This is a genomic window from Streptomyces sp. TE5632 (assembly GCF_054061295.1).
This window is the reverse complement of sequence record NZ_JBSSEA010000003.1, coordinates 3,021,828-3,038,078: the sequence shown is the minus strand read 5'-3', so window position 1 is coordinate 3,038,078 and position 16,251 is coordinate 3,021,828. Positions and strand designations below refer to the sequence as shown.

9 protein-coding genes, 2 rRNA genes and 1 pseudogene are annotated in these 16,251 nt (G+C 67.7%); 2 read left to right on the top strand and 10 right to left on the bottom strand.

Going from position 1 to position 16,251, the window contains the following annotated elements; all coding sequences use genetic code 11:
* Positions 1 to 31 precede the first annotated feature (31 nt).
* Positions 32 to 3,153, bottom strand: a 23S ribosomal RNA gene (locus tag ACVW19_RS19085).
* 318 nt (positions 3,154 to 3,471) lie between these two features.
* Positions 3,472 to 4,997: ribosomal RNA gene (locus ACVW19_RS19080) — 16S ribosomal RNA — on the bottom strand.
* Together the 16S and 23S rRNA genes form the textbook arrangement of a ribosomal RNA operon.
* Before the next feature lie 865 nt (positions 4,998 to 5,862).
* Here ACVW19_RS19080 and ACVW19_RS19075 point away from each other — a divergent pair.
* Positions 5,863 to 6,455, top strand: a pseudogene (locus ACVW19_RS19075) (cysteine hydrolase family protein).
* 19 nt (positions 6,456 to 6,474) lie between these two features.
* Here ACVW19_RS19075 and proC read toward each other — a convergent pair.
* The 5 genes from proC to ACVW19_RS19050 all read right to left on the bottom strand — a co-directional run bounded on the left by proC (position 6,475) and on the right by ACVW19_RS19050 (position 10,144).
* Positions 6,475 to 7,287, bottom strand: coding sequence for a pyrroline-5-carboxylate reductase (gene proC, locus ACVW19_RS19070; protein WP_457460553.1), 813 nt, complete (start codon positions 7,285 to 7,287; stop codon positions 6,475 to 6,477).
* Positions 7,288 to 7,426: 139 nt separating this feature from the next.
* Complete coding sequence (locus ACVW19_RS19065) at positions 7,427 to 8,212, bottom strand: ABC transporter permease (RefSeq protein ID WP_457460552.1); 786 nt, start codon at positions 8,210 to 8,212, stop codon at positions 7,427 to 7,429.
* Entirely contained in the window at positions 8,209 to 9,012 is an 804-nt protein-coding gene (locus ACVW19_RS19060; RefSeq protein ID WP_457460551.1) for an ABC transporter ATP-binding protein, read from the bottom strand. Before ACVW19_RS19060 ends, ACVW19_RS19065 begins: the two co-directional genes overlap by 4 nt.
* A gap of 196 nt (positions 9,013 to 9,208) precedes the next feature.
* Positions 9,209 to 9,721, bottom strand: a complete 513-nt coding sequence (locus ACVW19_RS19055; RefSeq protein WP_457460550.1) for an EamA/RhaT family transporter — start codon at positions 9,719 to 9,721, stop codon at positions 9,209 to 9,211.
* A gap of 108 nt (positions 9,722 to 9,829) precedes the next feature.
* Positions 9,830 to 10,144 carry an SH3 domain-containing protein gene (locus ACVW19_RS19050; protein ID WP_457460549.1) on the bottom strand — a complete coding sequence of 105 codons (315 nt, stop codon included), beginning with the start codon at positions 10,142 to 10,144 and terminating at the stop codon, positions 9,830 to 9,832.
* Positions 10,145 to 10,327: 183 nt separating this feature from the next.
* On the opposite strand from ACVW19_RS19050, the gene ACVW19_RS19045 reads away from it, so the two are divergent.
* On the top strand, positions 10,328 to 12,538 hold the full coding sequence (locus tag ACVW19_RS19045) for a serine/threonine-protein kinase (protein ID WP_457460548.1): 2,211 nt from the start codon (positions 10,328 to 10,330) through the stop codon (positions 12,536 to 12,538).
* A 68-nt stretch (positions 12,539 to 12,606) separates the two neighbouring features.
* Here the strand turns inward: ACVW19_RS19045 and ilvD are convergent, their stop codons facing one another.
* From ilvD to ACVW19_RS19030, 3 genes are all read right to left on the bottom strand, one after another.
* Positions 12,607 to 14,460 carry a dihydroxy-acid dehydratase gene (gene ilvD, locus ACVW19_RS19040; RefSeq protein ID WP_457460547.1) on the bottom strand — a complete coding sequence of 618 codons (1,854 nt, stop codon included), beginning with the start codon at positions 14,458 to 14,460 and terminating at the stop codon, positions 12,607 to 12,609.
* A gap of 149 nt (positions 14,461 to 14,609) precedes the next feature.
* Positions 14,610 to 15,257, bottom strand: coding sequence for a TetR/AcrR family transcriptional regulator (locus tag ACVW19_RS19035; RefSeq protein ID WP_457460546.1), 648 nt, complete (start codon positions 15,255 to 15,257; stop codon positions 14,610 to 14,612).
* On the bottom strand, positions 15,254 to 16,123 hold the full coding sequence (locus tag ACVW19_RS19030; RefSeq protein WP_457460545.1) for a sugar phosphate isomerase/epimerase family protein: 870 nt from the start codon (positions 16,121 to 16,123) through the stop codon (positions 15,254 to 15,256). Before ACVW19_RS19030 ends, ACVW19_RS19035 begins: the two co-directional genes overlap by 4 nt.
* Positions 16,124 to 16,251: the final 128 nt, after the last annotated feature.

Genomic DNA, 16,251 nt, shown 5'->3' with positions numbered 1-16,251 from the left:
TTCAGAACCAACACAGTGGACGCGAGCAACTGAGGACAAGCCCTCGGCCTATTAGTACCGGTCAACTCCACACCTTACGGCGCTTCCATATCCGGCCTATCAACCCAGTCGTCTACTGGGAGCCTTACCCCATCAAGTGGGTGGGAGCCCTCATCTCGAAGCAGGCTTCCCGCTTAGATGCTTTCAGCGGTTATCCCTCCCGAACGTAGCCAACCAGCCATGCCCTTGGCAGAACAACTGGCACACCAGAGGTTCGTCCGTCCCGGTCCTCTCGTACTAGGGACAGCCCTTCTCAAGACTCCTGCGCGCGCAGCGGATAGGGACCGAACTGTCTCACGACGTTCTAAACCCAGCTCGCGTACCGCTTTAATGGGCGAACAGCCCAACCCTTGGGACCGACTCCAGCCCCAGGATGCGACGAGCCGACATCGAGGTGCCAAACCATCCCGTCGATATGGACTCTTGGGGAAGATCAGCCTGTTATCCCCGGGGTACCTTTTATCCGTTGAGCGACGGCGCTTCCACAAGCCACCGCCGGATCACTAGTCCCGACTTTCGTCCCTGCTCGACCCGTCGGTCTCACAGTCAAGCTCCCTTGTGCACTTACACTCACCACCTGATTGCCAACCAGGCTGAGGGAACCTTTGGGCGCCTCCGTTACCCTTTAGGAGGCAACCGCCCCAGTTAAACTACCCATCAGACACTGTCCCTGATCCGGATCACGGACCCAGGTTAGACATCCAGCACGACCAGACTGGTATTTCAACGACGACTCCACCACCACTGGCGTGGCGGCTTCACGGTCTCCCAGCTATCCTACACAAGCCGAACCGAACACCAATATCAAACTGTAGTAAAGGTCCCGGGGTCTTTCCGTCCTGCTGCGCGAAACGAGCATCTTTACTCGTAGTGCAATTTCACCGGGCCTATGGTTGAGACAGTCGAGAAGTCGTTACGCCATTCGTGCAGGTCGGAACTTACCCGACAAGGAATTTCGCTACCTTAGGATGGTTATAGTTACCACCGCCGTTTACTGGCGCTTAAGTTCTCAGCTTCGCCACCCCGAAGAGTGACTGACCGGTCCCCTTAACGTTCCAGCACCGGGCAGGCGTCAGTCCGTATACCTCGCCTTACGGCTTCGCACGGACCTGTGTTTTTAGTAAACAGTCGCTTCTCGCTGGTCTCTGCGGCCACCCCCAGCTCACCGAGTAAATCGGATCACCGGTGATGGCCCCCCTTCTCCCGAAGTTACGGGGGCATTTTGCCGAGTTCCTTAACCATAGTTCACCCGAACGCCTCGGTATTCTCTACCTGACCACCTGAGTCGGTTTGGGGTACGGGCCGCCATGAAACTCGCTAGAGGCTTTTCTCGACAGCATAGGATCGTCCACTTCACCACAATCGGCTCGGCATCGGGTCTCAGACTACGTGTCAGGCGGATTTGCCTGCCTGACGTCCTACACCCTTACCCCGGGACAACCACCGCCCGGGCTGGACTGCCTTCCTGCGTCACCCCATCACTCACCTACTGCAGGTCTGGTCCGTCGGCTCCACCACTCCCCTTCACCCGAAGGATCCGGGGCGGCTTCACGGACTTAGCATCGCCTGGTTCGATGTCTGTCGCTTCACAGCGGGTACCGGAATATCAACCGGTTGTCCATCGACTACGCCTGTCGGCCTCGCCTTAGGTCCCGACTTACCCTGGGCAGATCAGCTTGACCCAGGAACCCTTGGTCAATCGGCGCACACGTTTCTCACGTGTGTATCGCTACTCATGCCTGCATTCTCACTCGTGAACCGTCCACAACTCGCTTCCGCGGCTGCTTCACCCGGCACACGACGCTCCCCTACCCATCACGATCCCCGTTGGGGGCACATATCGCAATGACACGACTTCGGCGGTACGCTTGAGCCCCGCTACATTGTCGGCGCGGAATCACTAGACCAGTGAGCTATTACGCACTCTTTCAAGGATGGCTGCTTCTAAGCCAACCTCCTGGTTGTCTGTGCGACTCCACATCCTTTCCCACTTAGCGTACGCTTGGGGGCCTTAGTCGATGCTCTGGGCTGTTTCCCTCTCGACCATGGAGCTTATCCCCCACGGTCTCACTGCCGCGCTCTCACTTACCGGCATTCGGAGTTTGGCTAAGGTCAGTAACCCGGTAGGGCCCATCGCCTATCCAGTGCTCTACCTCCGGCAAGAAACACGCGACGCTGCACCTAAATGCATTTCGGGGAGAACCAGCTATCACGGAGTTTGATTGGCCTTTCACCCCTAACCACAGGTCATCCCCCAGGTTTTCAACCCTGGTGGGTTCGGTCCTCCACGAAGTCTTACCTCCGCTTCAACCTGCCCATGGCTAGATCACTCCGCTTCGGGTCTTGAGCGTGCTACTGGGGCGCCCTGTTCGGACTCGCTTTCGCTACGGCTTCCCCACCCGGGTTAACCTCGCAACACACCGCAAACTCGCAGGCTCATTCTTCAAAAGGCACGCAGTCACGACGCGGGGACGAATCCCCGCGCGACGCTCCCACGGCTTGTAGGCACACGGTTTCAGGTACTATTTCACTCCGCTCCCGCGGTACTTTTCACCATTCCCTCACGGTACTGTCCGCTATCGGTCACCAGGGAATATTTAGGCTTGGCGGGTGGTCCCGCCGGATTCACACGGGATTTCTCGGGCCCCGTGCTACTTGGGTGTCTCTCCAACGAGCCGCTGACGTTTCGACTACGGGGGTCTTACCCTCTGCGCCGGACCTTTCGCATGTCCTTCGTCTACGCCAGCGGTTTCTGACTCGTCTCATGGCCGGCAGACCATGACCGAGAGATCCCACAACCCCGCATGCGCAACCCCTGCCGGGTCTTGCACGCATGCGGTTTGGCCTCATCCGGTTTCGCTCGCCACTACTCCCGGAATCACGGTTGTTTTCTCTTCCTGCGGGTACTGAGATGTTTCACTTCCCCGCGTTCCCTCCGCACTGCCTATGTGTTCAGCAGTGGGTGACAGCCCATGACGACTGCCGGGTTTCCCCATTCGGACACCCCCGGATCACAGCCTGGTTGACGGCTCCCCGGGGCCTATCGTGGCCTCCCACGTCCTTCATCGGTTCCTGGTGCCAAGGCATCCACCGTGCGCCCTTAAAAACTTGGCCACAGATGCTCGCGTCCACTGTGCAGTTCTCAAACAACGACCGACCACCCGTCACGCACCGCGTGCGCGGTGCTGTACCGGGGCCGGCACCGAGAGACAGGCCGTGCGGCCGTGCCCTCAGACACCCAACAGCGTGCCCGGCCGGTTCCCGTCCGAAGATCATGCTTTCCACGCCCCCGGAAGGGGCAGTACTCGCAGGCCTCCGGCCCGGAACAACCGGCCGAATAATCAACGTTCCACCCATGAGCAACCAGCACCGGACGTGCGCCGGTGTTCTGGCCCCTGACCCGGACAGGTCCGGGTGAGAAGTGCTCCTTAGAAAGGAGGTGATCCAGCCGCACCTTCCGGTACGGCTACCTTGTTACGACTTCGTCCCAATCGCCAGTCCCACCTTCGACGGCTCCCTCCCACGAGGGGTTGGGCCACCGGCTTCGGGTGTTACCGACTTTCGTGACGTGACGGGCGGTGTGTACAAGGCCCGGGAACGTATTCACCGCAGCGATGCTGATCTGCGATTACTAGCGACTCCGACTTCATGGGGTCGAGTTGCAGACCCCAATCCGAACTGAGACCGGCTTTTTGAGATTCGCTCCACCTTGCGGTATCGCAGCTCATTGTACCGGCCATTGTAGCACGTGTGCAGCCCAAGACATAAGGGGCATGATGACTTGACGTCGTCCCCACCTTCCTCCGAGTTGACCCCGGCGGTCTCCCGTGAGTCCCCAGCACCCCGAGGGGCCTGCTGGCAACACAGGACAAGGGTTGCGCTCGTTGCGGGACTTAACCCAACATCTCACGACACGAGCTGACGACAGCCATGCACCACCTGTACACCGACCACAAGGGGGCGCCCGTCTCCGGGCGTTTCCGGTGTATGTCAAGCCTTGGTAAGGTTCTTCGCGTTGCGTCGAATTAAGCCACATGCTCCGCCGCTTGTGCGGGCCCCCGTCAATTCCTTTGAGTTTTAGCCTTGCGGCCGTACTCCCCAGGCGGGGAACTTAATGCGTTAGCTGCGGCACCGACGACGTGGAATGTCGCCAACACCTAGTTCCCACCGTTTACGGCGTGGACTACCAGGGTATCTAATCCTGTTCGCTCCCCACGCTTTCGCTCCTCAGCGTCAGTGTCGGCCCAGAGATCCGCCTTCGCCACCGGTGTTCCTCCTGATATCTGCGCATTTCACCGCTACACCAGGAATTCCGATCTCCCCTACCGAACTCTAGCCTGCCCGTATCGACTGCAGACCCGGGGTTGAGCCCCGGGCTTTCACAATTGACGCGACAGGCCGCCTACGAGCTCTTTACGCCCAATAATTCCGGACAACGCTCGCGCCCTACGTATTACCGCGGCTGCTGGCACGTAGTTAGCCGGCGCTTCTTCTGCAGGTACCGTCACTTGCGCTTCTTCCCTGCTGAAAGAGGTTTACAACCCGAAGGCCGTCGTCCCTCACGCGGCGTCGCTGCATCAGGCTTGCGCCCATTGTGCAATATTCCCCACTGCTGCCTCCCGTAGGAGTCTGGGCCGTGTCTCAGTCCCAGTGTGGCCGGTCGCCCTCTCAGGCCGGCTACCCGTCGTCGCCTTGGTGAGCCGTTACCTCACCAACCAGCTGATAGGCCGCGGGCTCATCCCTCACCGCCGGAGCTTTCAACCCCCGCCCATGCGGGCGGGGGTGTCATCCGGTATTAGACCCCGTTTCCAGGGCTTGTCCCGAAGTGAGGGGCAGATTGCCCACGTGTTACTCACCCGTTCGCCACTAATCCCCACCGAGGTGGTTCATCGTTCGACTTGCATGTGTTAAGCACGCCGCCAGCGTTCGTCCTGAGCCAGGATCAAACTCTCCGTGAATGCTTCCGGGGTGTCCCGGTGACACACACGGGAGCGGAACCGCCGGAGGAATGATCCGGCGGTTCACAGCGTCCTCGCTGTGTTTTTTCAAAGGAACCTCGTCCCGGCCCTGGGGGCCGGAGACGGGGTATCAACATATCTGGCGTTGATTTTTGGCACGCTGTTGAGTTCTCAAGGAACGGTCGCTTCCTTTGTACTCACCCTCGCGGGTTTTCCTCCGGGCGCTTCCCTTCGGTCCTGCGTTTCCGACTCTATCAGATCTTTCCGATCCGGTTTCCTCGGGGTTTCGCTTTCCAGGTGTACGCTTTTCGCGCTTCCCTTTCCGGCGGGTCCGACTCTATCAGATCCTTCTCTTCGACCTGACCCCCAGTCAGCGGGGTTTGTCTTTCCGGCCGTTGGGCCGTTCCGACGAGTGAGACTCTAGCGGATTCCTGACTCCCGAGCTAATCGGGGGCCTGCGCCCTTTCGAACGCGGATTCCTCATTCCGCGAATACGCACACCAATGACATGACGGCAGACAGAAGCCTGTCGTCGAGCAGTGGTGGTGCTTGCGGAATGGCTGCCCGGGGACCGACCGGAGTCGGTGCTCACGTCGGACAACTCGGAGAACAGTACGGATCACGCCGGAGCATGTCAACTCGCGCCCCGATCCGCCCCTCGCGGCCGCTGCGGGAGAAGTACAGGGAGTTGTGCGCGGGCCCCGGCTGTGTGGAGGGGCATGGCTCGGCCGGCCGTGGACGCCGCCCATCGGGCGATCGGCCTGCTCCCGGGGGCAGGGGCGGCCGGCAGGTCTGGCGGTATGTCGTCGATCAATGGCTTCCGCACCTCTGGGAGGGGGGTACGGAAGGCGGCACGATCGGGGCCATGAATATTGCGGAGAACGCGGCGCTGGTGGTCGTGGACGTGCAGAAGGGCTTCGAGGAGCTGGGCTTCTGGGGGCCGCGGAACAACCCCGGGGCCGACGAGAACATCGCCGCGCTCATCGACGTGTGGCAGGCGTCGGGGCGGCCGGTGGTGTTCGTGCGGCACGACTCGGGTGAGCCGGGATCACCCCTGCGTCCGGGGCAGCCGGGAAACGGGTTCAAGGAGTACGTGGAACTGCGGCGCGGCGCGGGAAGGGAGGTGAGGGCGCTGAGCTGCTGGTGACCAAGAGCGTGAACTCGGCGTTCTACGGCACCCCGGATCTCGGCGCCTGGCTGAGGGCTGAAGGCATCTCGCAGGTGGTACTGGTCGGGATCCAGACCAACATGTGCGTGGAGACGACGGCCAGGATGGGCGGGAACCTCGGCTACGACGTGGTGGTCGTGTTCGACGCTACGTACACCTTCGACGTGACGGGTCCGTTCGGCTGGCGCCGCACCGCCGACGAGGTGGCGCAGGCGTCGGCGGTCACTCTGCACGGGGGCGGTTTCGCACGCGTGGTGGCGTCGAAGGATGTACTGGCCGCAGTGGGGTGACCACCAGGGCCCCGGGGCCTCAGTCCTTGGTGCCGGAGGCCAGTTCGCGGCTGCGGTCGCGGGCTGCTTCGAGGGCGGCGATGAGGGCGGCCCGTACGCCGTGGTTCTCGAGCTCGCGGATGGCGTTGATGGTGGTGCCGGCCGGGGAGGTGACGTTCTCGCGGAGCCTCACGGGGTGTTCGCCGCTGTCGCGGAGCATGGTCGCGGCGCCGATCGCGGACTGGACGATCAGGTCGTGGGCCTTGTCGCGGGGCAAGCCGAGCAGGATGCCGGCGTCGGTCATGGCTTCGACCAGGTAGAAGAAGTACGCCGGGCCGGAGCCGGAGAGGGCGGTGCAGGCGTCCTGCTGGGATTCCGGGACGCGGAGGGTCTTGCCGACGGAACCGAAGATCTCCTCGGCGTGGGCGACGTGTTCGGGGGTGGCGTGGCTGCCGGCGGAGATGACCGACATGGCCTCGTCGACCAGAGCGGGGGTGTTGGTCATGACGCGCACCACCGGGGTACCGGCGGCGAGGCGTTCCTCGTAGAAGGAGGTGGGGATACCGGCGGCGCCGCTGATGACGAGACGGTCGGCGGGGACGTGCGGGGCGAGTTCGACGAGGAGGGCTGCCATGTCCTGCGGTTTGACCGTGAGGATCAGGGTGTCGGCGGTCTTGGCGGCTTCGAGGTTGGAGACCGGGGTGACTCCGTGGCGGGCTCGGAGCTCGTCGGCCCGTTCCTGGCGGCGGGCGGTGACCAGGAGGTCGGCGGGGGGCCAGCCGCCGCGGATCATTCCGCTGAGCAGGGCCTCACCGATCTTGCCGGTGCCGAGGACTGCGACTTTCTGAGCCATGGCTGGGGGTGCCTTCCGGGGTGTGCGCGTCGTCCTGGTTCATCCTCGCACTCGGGTGGCCCGGGGGCGGGGTGGTGTCCGGTGGGCGGACGGCCGGACGACCGGTTCAGGGGGCCGCCCGGGTGGGCGGCCCGTGGTGTCAGGCCGTCCTGCGTCGCAGGGTCGCCGCGCCCAGGGCGAGTACGAACAGGGCGCAGCCGGTGACGATCAGGACGTCGCGTACGAAGGCGGTGGTCATGTCGGTGTGCATGAGGACCTCGTTCATGCCGTCCACGGCGTAGGACATGGGGAGGACGTCGGAGATGCCCTCGAGGACGGGGTGCATGTCGTCGCGTGCGGTGAAGAGTCCGCAGAGGAGGAGCTGGGGGAAGATCACTGCCGGCATGAACTGGACCGCCTGGAATTCCGAGGCCGCGAAGGCCGAGACGAAGAGACCGAGGGCCGTGCCGAGGAGGGCGTCGAGCAGGGCCACCAGGAGGAGCAGCCACGGGCTGCCGACGACGTCGAGCCCCAGGAACCAGACCGCCAGTCCGGTGGCCAGGGCCGACTGGACGATCGCGATCGCGCCGAAGGCGAGGGCGTAGCCGGCGATCAGGTCGCCCTTGCCGAGGGGCATGGCGAGGAGGCGTTCGAGGGTGCCGGAGGTGCGTTCGCGCAGGGTGGCGATGGAGGTGACCAGGAACATCGTGATCAGCGGGAAGATCCCGAGGAGCGAGGCGCCGATGTTGTCGAAGACGCGCGGGCTGCCGTCGAACACGTAGCGGAGCAGGAGCAGCATCAGGCAGGGGACGAGCAGCATCAGTGCGATCGTGCGCGGGTCGTGGCGGAGTTGGCGCAGGACCCGGGCCGCGGTGGCGAGGGTGCGGGAGGCGTTCAGGGCGCTCGTCGGGGCGGAGGGGCGTGCGGTCGTACGGGGGGTGCTCATCGTGAGGTCTCCTTCGTGCGGCTTGCCGCGACCGCCGCGTCCACCAGGTGCAGGAAGGCGCCCTCGACGGTTTCGGAGCCGGTGCGGGTGCGCAGGGCGTCGGGGGTGTCGTCGGCGAGGATCTCGCCCGCGCGCATGAGCAGGAGGCGGTGGCAGCGCTCGGCCTCGTCCATGACGTGGGAGGAGATCAGCAGGCTCGCGCCCCGTTCGGCGGCGATGGCGTGGAAGAGCTGCCAGAGGTCGCGGCGCAGGACGGGGTCGAGGCCGACCGTGGGTTCGTCGAGGACCAGCAGTTCGGGGGTGCCGAGGAGGGCGACGGCCAGGGAGACGCGGCTGCGCTGACCGCCGGAGAGGTTTCCGGCGAGGGCGTCGGCGTGACCGGTGAGGTCGACGTCTGCGATGGCCCGGGTGACGTTCTCGTGGCGGCGGTCGGCGGCTGCTCGGCCCGGGTCGAGGATCGCGGCGAAGTAGTCGAGGTTCTGCCGGACCGACAGGTCGTCGTAGACCGAGGGCGCCTGGGTGACGTAGCCGATGCGGGTGCGCAGGGCGGAGTGGCCCGCGGGGAGGCCGAGGACGTCCAGGGTGCCGGTGACCTTGGCCTGGGTGCCGACGATGGCCCGCATCAGGGTCGACTTGCCGCAGCCGGAGGGGCCGAGGAGGCCGGTGACCTGGCCGCGCGGGACGGTGAAGTCGAGGCCGTGCAGGACGGTGCGGGGGCCTCGGACGACGGTGAGGTCCTGGGCGCGGACGGCAGGGGTGTCGCCGTCCGGGCGCGGGGGGCCGGAGGAGTAATTCATCATGTGATGAATAATCCTCTCGGGAGCGGGACGCGTCAAGCGGCGGCGGGCGGAAGGCGAGGGCGGCGCGGGCTCGGCGGGTTCGGGCATGCCGAAGGGACACGCCGGCGCCTGACATCTGGCATGTCGAGGTCGTCGAACGCGTCTGAAGGGGTTGCCGGAAGGGGGTGGGGCGGGTCCCGTACCGCGGGTCGGGGCCCTACGGGCGGCGGCGCTTCCTGGGGTTGCCGGAGCGGCGGGAGATCCGCTTCTCGTACTGCTCGCGGGCCGTCCGGTACTCCTCGCGGTGGAGCTTCTCGCCGGGGGCCTCGGTGAGGGAGCGGAAGAAGTAGGCGAGGAGGGAGCCGACGAAGCCGATGCTGAGCAGACCGCGGAGGGACCGCTGCCGGTCGGGATCGGGGCGGCGCTTGAACGCCTCCCAGGTGTGCCCGAACGCGAGGGCGCTGCAGATCGCGAACATCCCGACCGCGAGGATCCCGACGAAGCCGCCGACCTCGGCGATCCGAAGGCCCTGGTAGGCGAGGCGCAGGGCGAGGCAGGAGACGGCCGCGGCGGCGAGGGAGCCGACGGCGACGCCGACCCTGCGGGCCGCGTAGCCGTTGTCGTGGTCGACCCAGGTCGTGCCGAAGAAGCGGATGGGCTCGGGGCGGGGGCCCGCCGGGGCTCCCGGGGAGCCCGCGGTGCTGTCCGGGGTGCCGTTCTCTGCGCTCACGCATCAGATTATGGCTCCGGCGGCACCGCGGGCCCCGGGCGGGCTACGGGCGGGGCCCGAACGAGCTCCGGGTGGGCCCCGGCGGGCTGCGAAGGGGCCCCGGCGGGGTCAGCCGCAGCGCGGGGCCACGTAGCCGTCGCTGCCGGTCAGCACGTAGGCGTCCGAGACGTACTCACCGTTGCCGATGTTGTCCCAGATGTTCGACGTGCCGTAAGGGCCGGTGACGGTCGTGCCCGGACGCTGGCAGGAGATCGGCACCTGCGCGCCCAGCGGCAGCGTGCGGACGATGGCGTAGCTCGTGCCCGGACCGCTGCGGACGTTGAGCCGGTGGCCCGGCGCGACCGGGTAGTAGCGCACGGCCGCCGCCGCGGCCGACTTCGTCCCGCCGGCACCCTCTGTTTCTCCGACGTGGTCAACCGTCATGAAAATCCTCCCCCGTTGTGCACCCCATGCCTGTCATGGGGTCCCGTTCATTCCCCGAAATCACGCCATGCACACCTGTGCGTTGTTTGAACATGGACGCGGGCACGCCGCCTCGGTCTCGTACGTGTCATCGACTAGGCTCCGTGCGTCGCGCGCGCGGACGAACAGCACGGGGGTGGTTCCATGGCGCCACAGCGGAACGTCGAAGCGGGCGCGGAAGCGGAACTTCCCGAGTACGCCGGTCACTACCGTCTCGAGTCGCGTCTCGGCTCCGGCGGAATGGGCGTGGTGCATCTGGCCCGGAGTACGTCCGGGCTGAAGCTCGCGGTGAAGGTCGTGCACGCCGAGTTGGCGCGGGACCGCGAGTTCAGAGGGCGTTTCCGGCAGGAGGTGGCGGCGGCCCGACGGGTGAGCGGTGCCTTCACCGCACCGGTCGTCGACGCCGACCCGAAGGCCGAACGGCCCTGGATGGCAACGCTGTTCATCCCCGGACCGACCCTCGCCCAGCATGTGAAGCGGAACGGCCCGATGCCCTCGCCCCAGTTGCGCAGGCTGATGGCCGGACTCGCGGAGGGACTTCGGGACATCCACCGCGTCGGAGTGGTGCACCGCGATCTGAAGCCCAGCAACGTACTGCTCGCCGAGGACGGGCCGAAGGTCATCGATTTCGGCATCTCTCGGCCAAAGGACAGCGAACTGCGGACCGAGACGGGGAAGTTGATCGGCACCCCGCCCTTCATGGCGCCCGAGCAGTTCCGGCGTCCTCGTGAAGTGGGGCCCTCCGCCGACATCTTCGCGCTCGGTTCGCTCCTGGTGCACGCGGCCACCGGGCGCGGGCCGTTCGACTCCGACAGCCCGTACGTCGTCGCCTACCAGGTCGTGCACGACGAGCCCGATCTGACCGGCGTGCCGGACGGACTCGCCCCGCTGGTGCTGCGCTGCCTGGCCAAGGAACCCGAGGACCGGCCCTCCCCGGACGAGCTGATGCGGGAGCTGCGGTCCGTCGCGGCCTCGTACGACACCCGGGCGTTCCTGGCCGAGGCCTTCATACCGGCACAGCGGACGGAACCGACGGCCTCGACGGGCGCCGTAACCGGCCACCAGGCGGAACCGGAACCCGAAGAGCCCGAAACAGCAGAGCCCGGCTCCGGGCCCGACACCGGACCCGGGACGGACGCCGAGGAACCCCCCGCCGGGCAGGTGGCGGCCCGGCGCTCCGCGCGGCCTCCGCTGAGCAGGCGGGCGCTGCTCGGGGGCGGGGCGCTCGCCCTCGCCGTCTTCGGCACGCTGTTCTCCGTCCAACTGCTCGGCGACGAACCTTCGGTGAGACGGACCACCGGAGTGCGCACCACGGCGGCCGCGTTCCAGGCGTGGGAGGTGGCGCCGTCGGGGAAGCCGGGCACCCCGCAGTGCTCGTACGGAGCCGGCCGGCTGTTCTGCGCCCTGCCGGGGCAGGTGTTCGCCCTCGACCCCGACGACGGCGGCACTCTGTGGCGGCACACCGTCGCGCGGTCGGCGCCGGGCGGCCCGCCGGTCGTGTCGGGCGGTCTCGTGCAGTCCGCGCCGGGCCAGGGCGACGGGCCGGCGGCGCTCGACCCGGTCTCGGGGAAGCCGGTGTGGCGGCAGGACACCGCCGAGTCCGGCGGCCTGGCCGTCGCCGGCGACACGCTTCTGCTCACCGGCGCCGACGGCACGGTCACCGGCGTGGACAGCGCCTCGGGCGACACGGGGTGGACCGGGCGGATACCGGGACACGGCGTCCCGCTCTTCGACTCGTTCGCGGGAGATCCGCTGGCGTACGCCACGAGCACGTCCGACGACGGCTTGCACACCCGGGTCACGGCCGTCGATCCCCGGACGGGTGAAGTGCGGTGGGACGCGCGGTTGACGGGGATGCTGAAGCCGGTCGGCACCACGGGCGGGTCGGTCGTCCTCACCTCCGCGGACCCGGTCTACGGCGAGACCGAGGCTCTGGTCCGCTACACGCCGGACAGCCGGGAGGTACGGCGGGTGGCACTGTCCGTTCCGCTGGCGCAGGTGCAGGGCACCGTGCACGAGGGCGTCGCCCACCTGACGGGGGCCGGCGGCAGGCTCGTGGCCGTCGACATGGGCGCGCTGCGGCAGCGGTGGAGCCTGGAAACCGGTGTGGCCCGCACTTCCGCGCCGGTGGCCGACGCGCGGCATGTCTTCCTCACGGCGCCCGACGGGCGGCTGCTCGCCGTGGATGCGCGGGTGGGGCGCCTCGTGGGGCAGACGGGGCCCCGAATGGCGGATGCCTCCGACCGGGTCGTCGCCGCGTTGCCCGAGCCGGTGCTCGCCGACGGCCACGTCTACGCCGCCGCCCCCGACGGCACGGTCTACGCAGTGGACGGCCGGGACCCGGCGGACTGGTAGAGAGCACCACGCGCGCGTGCCCCACGGATGAGGGGCCGCGCGCGCGTGGTGCTGTTGTCGGGCCGGTGTCAGGCGAGCTTCGAGATGTCCCGCACCGCGCCCTTGTCGGCGCTCGTGGCCATGGCGGCGTACGCCTTCAGGGCCGCCGAGACCTTGCGGTCGCGGTTCTTCGGCGCGTACGTGCCGTTCAGTTCCCGCTCGCGGCGGGCCAGCTCGGCGTCGTCCACCAGGAGCTCGATCGAGCGGTTCGGGATGTCGATGCGGATGCGGTCGCCCTCCTCGACCAGGGCGATGGTGCCGCCCGACGCCGCCTCCGGGGAGGCGTGGCCGATGGAGAGGCCGGAGGTGCCGCCGGAGAACCGGCCGTCGGTGATCAGGGCGCAGGCCTTTCCGAGACCGCGGCTCTTCAGGTACGACGTCGGGTAGAGCATCTCCTGCATGCCGGGGCCGCCCTTGGGACCCTCGTAGCGGATGACGACGACGTCGCCCTCCTTCACCTGCTTGGTGAGGATCTTCTCGACGGCCTCGTCCTGCGACTCGCAGACGACCGCCGGGCCCTCGAAGGTCCAGATGGACTCGTCGACGCCGGCCGTCTTGACCACGCAGCCGTCCACGGCGAGGTTGCCCCGCAGCACGGCCAGGCCGCCGTCCTTGGAGTAGGCGTGCTCGGCGGAGCGGATGCAGCCGCCCTCGGCGTCCTCGTCGAGGTCGTCCCAGCGCTCGGACTGGGAGAACGCCTCGGCGGAACGGACGCAGCCGGGGGCCGCGTGCCACAGCTCCACCGCCTCCGGGGACGGGGAGCCGCCGCGGATGTCCCAGGTCTTCAGCCAGTCCGACAGGGACGGGCTGTGGACCGAGTGCACGTCCTCGTTCAGCATGCCCGCGCGGTGCAGTTCGCCGAGCAGGGCGGGGATGCCGCCCGCGCGGTGCACGTCCTCCATGTAGTACGTGCGGTCCTTGGCGACGTTGGGCGCCACCTTCGCCAGGCAGGGCACGCGGCGCGAGAGGGCGTCGATCTCGGTCAGGCCGAACGGGACCTCCGCCTCCTGGGCGGCGGCCAGCAGGTGCAGGATCGTGTTGGTCGAGCCGCCCATGGCGATGTCCAGCGCCATCGCGTTCTCGAAGGCCGCGACGGTGGCGATGCCGCGCGGCAGGACCGTCTCGTCGTCCTGCTCGTAGTAGCGGCGGGTGATGTCCATGACCGTGCGGGCGGCGTTCTCGTAGAGCGCCTTGCGGGCCGTGTGGGTGGCGAGGACCGAGCCGTTGCCGGGGAGGGACAGGCCGATGGCCTCGGTGAGGCAGTTCATCGAGTTGGCGGTGAACATGCCGGAACAGCTGCCGCAGGTCGGGCAGGCGTTCTCCTCGATGCGCAGGACGTCGGCGTCGGAGATCTTGTCGTCGGCGGCGTCCACCATCGCGTCGATCAGGTCCAGGGTGCGGACCGTGCCGTCGACCAGGGTGGCCCGGCCGGCCTCCATCGGGCCGCCGGAGACGAAGACCGTCGGGATGTTCAGCCGCAGGGCGGCGTTGAGCATGCCCGGGGTGATCTTGTCGCAGTTGGAGATGCAGATCAGGGCGTCCGCGCGGTGCGCCTCGACCATGTACTCCACGCTGTCCGCGATCAGGTCGCGGGAGGGCAGCGAGTACAGCATGCCGCCGTGGCCCATCGCGATGCCGTCGTCGACGGCGATCGTGTTGAACTCGCGCGGGATGCCGCCGGCCGCGACGACCGCCTCGCTGACGATCCTGCCCACCGGTGCGAGGTGGGTGTGGCCGGGGACGAACTCCGTGAAGCTGTTGGCGACGGCGATGATCGGCTTGCGGCCGATGTCCGCGCCCGGTACACCGGAGGCTCGCATCAGGGCGCGTGCGCCCGCCATGTTGCGGCCGTGGGTGACTGTGCGGGACCTCAGCTCGGGCATCGTCGCTCGCTCCTTCAGACCTTCTCAGGGTGCCGGGGTCAGAGAGTTCTGACTCCGGTCGAGCGTACGCCGGTCATCCAGGGATCGGGACAGGGTGTCCGGATTGCGAGATACGTGTCTCGGCGCGGGAGCGGTGGGCCGCGGGTGCGTCAGGGGCCGGTCAGATGCCCCTGCACCACCGGTGCCACCCGCCTGATGATCTGCTCGGGGTCCGCCGAGGCCAGCGGCTCCACCTTGATCACGTACCGGATCATCGCGATCCCGACCAGCTGGGCGGCGGCGAGCTCGGCGCGCAGCTCCGCGTCCGGCAGGTCGAGCTGCCCCGCGATCCGGCGCAGCAGCTGGCTGGCGACCAGCCGGCGGAAGACGCCGGCCGCGGTCTCGTTGTTGACGGCGGACCGGACGATCGCCAGCAGCGGGGTCCGGGTCACCGGGTTCTCCCACAGACCGATGATCATCCGGGTCATCCGCTCGCCGACCTCCCCGAGGGGAGCGTCGAGGACGGCGTCCCGGCCCTTGAGCGCGGGGGCGAAGGCGACCTCGACGGCCGCCTCGAAGACCTGTTCCTTGGTGCCGAAGTAGTGGTGGACCAGCGCGGAGTCGACGCCGGCCGACTTGGCGATCCCCCGTACGGAGGTCTTCTCGTACCCGCGTTCGGAGAACTCCTCGCGGGCGGCGTCCAGGATGCGGTCGCGGGTGCCGGCCGACTCCGTACGCGGGGGACGGCCGCGGCGCCGGGCGGTGCCGCTGCCGCCGGGGGACGCGTCCGGGCCGCCGGACGCGCTGACGTCGGTCATCGCCGCGGCGTCCGGATCACCGAGGACCCCGTGGCCCCTGCGGGCCCCATGGATCCTGTGGACCCGGACGCCAGGTGCAGGCGGGTGAACGCGAGCGCCTCCGCCAGGTCGGCCTCGCGCTCCGCGCTGGACATGGCGCGGCGGGTGTTGACCTCGATGACGACATGGCCGTCGAAGCCGTCGGCCGCGAGGCGCTCCAGCACCTCGGCGCACGGCTGGTCGCCGCGGCCGGGCACGAGGTGCTCGTCCTTGGCCGAGCCCCGGCCGTCGGCGAGGTGGACGTGACCGAGACGGTCGCCCATGCGGTCGAGCATCCCCAGGGCGTCGGTGCGGGCGGTCGAGGCATGGCTGAGATCGATCGTGAAGTGGCGGTAGTCGTCCTTGGTGACGTCCCAGTCGGGGGCGTAGGCGAGCATCTCGCGGTCGCGGTAGCGCCAGGGGTACATGTTCTCCACAGCGAACCGCACATCCGTCTCGTCCGCCATCCGCCAGACCCCGTCGACGAAGTCGCGGGCGTAGTGGCGCTGCCAGCGGAAGGGCGGATGGACGACGACCGTGGTGGCCCCGAGCCGCTCGGCGGCGGAACGGGCCCGCTGGAGCTTGGTCCAGGGGTCGGTGGACCACACGCGCTGCGTGATGAGCAGGCAGGGGGCGTGCACGGCGAGGACGGGGATGTGGTGGTAGTCGCTGAGTCTGCGCAGCGCCTCGATGTCCTGGCTGACCGGGTCGGTCCACACCATGACCTCGACACCGTCGTACCCGAGGCGTGCGGCGATCTCGAAGGCCGTCGCCGTCGACTCCGGATAGACGGAGGCCGTCGACAGAGCGACCTTCGCATCCGGGACGCGCACCGCTGGTTCTGCCACGAGGGACAGCGTACGGGGTGTGTTCGACGGGCGGGACGCGAGTGATGCGCTTCGGCCGGAGCCGTTCGCCCCCGCCGGAACGGCATGTCCGCAGGGCACGGGGCGCTTGTCCGGCGCCCTCGGCCGCC

Coding starts and splice junctions, on each gene's coding strand:
- ACVW19_RS19065 (WP_457460552.1), bottom strand. CDS start 8,212: ATGAGCACCCCCCGTACGACCGCACGCCCCTCCGCCCCGACGAGCGCC.
- ACVW19_RS19050 (WP_457460549.1), bottom strand. CDS start 10,144: ATGACGGTTGACCACGTCGGAGAAACAGAGGGTGCCGGCGGGACGAAG.
- ACVW19_RS19035 (WP_457460546.1), bottom strand. CDS start 15,257: ATGACCGACGTCAGCGCGTCCGGCGGCCCGGACGCGTCCCCCGGCGGC.
- ACVW19_RS19060 (WP_457460551.1), bottom strand. CDS start 9,012: ATGATGAATTACTCCTCCGGCCCCCCGCGCCCGGACGGCGACACCCCT.
- proC (WP_457460553.1), bottom strand. CDS start 7,287: ATGGCTCAGAAAGTCGCAGTCCTCGGCACCGGCAAGATCGGTGAGGCC.
- ilvD (WP_457460547.1), bottom strand. CDS start 14,460: ATGCCCGAGCTGAGGTCCCGCACAGTCACCCACGGCCGCAACATGGCG.
- ACVW19_RS19045 (WP_457460548.1), top strand. CDS start 10,328: ATGGCGCCACAGCGGAACGTCGAAGCGGGCGCGGAAGCGGAACTTCCC.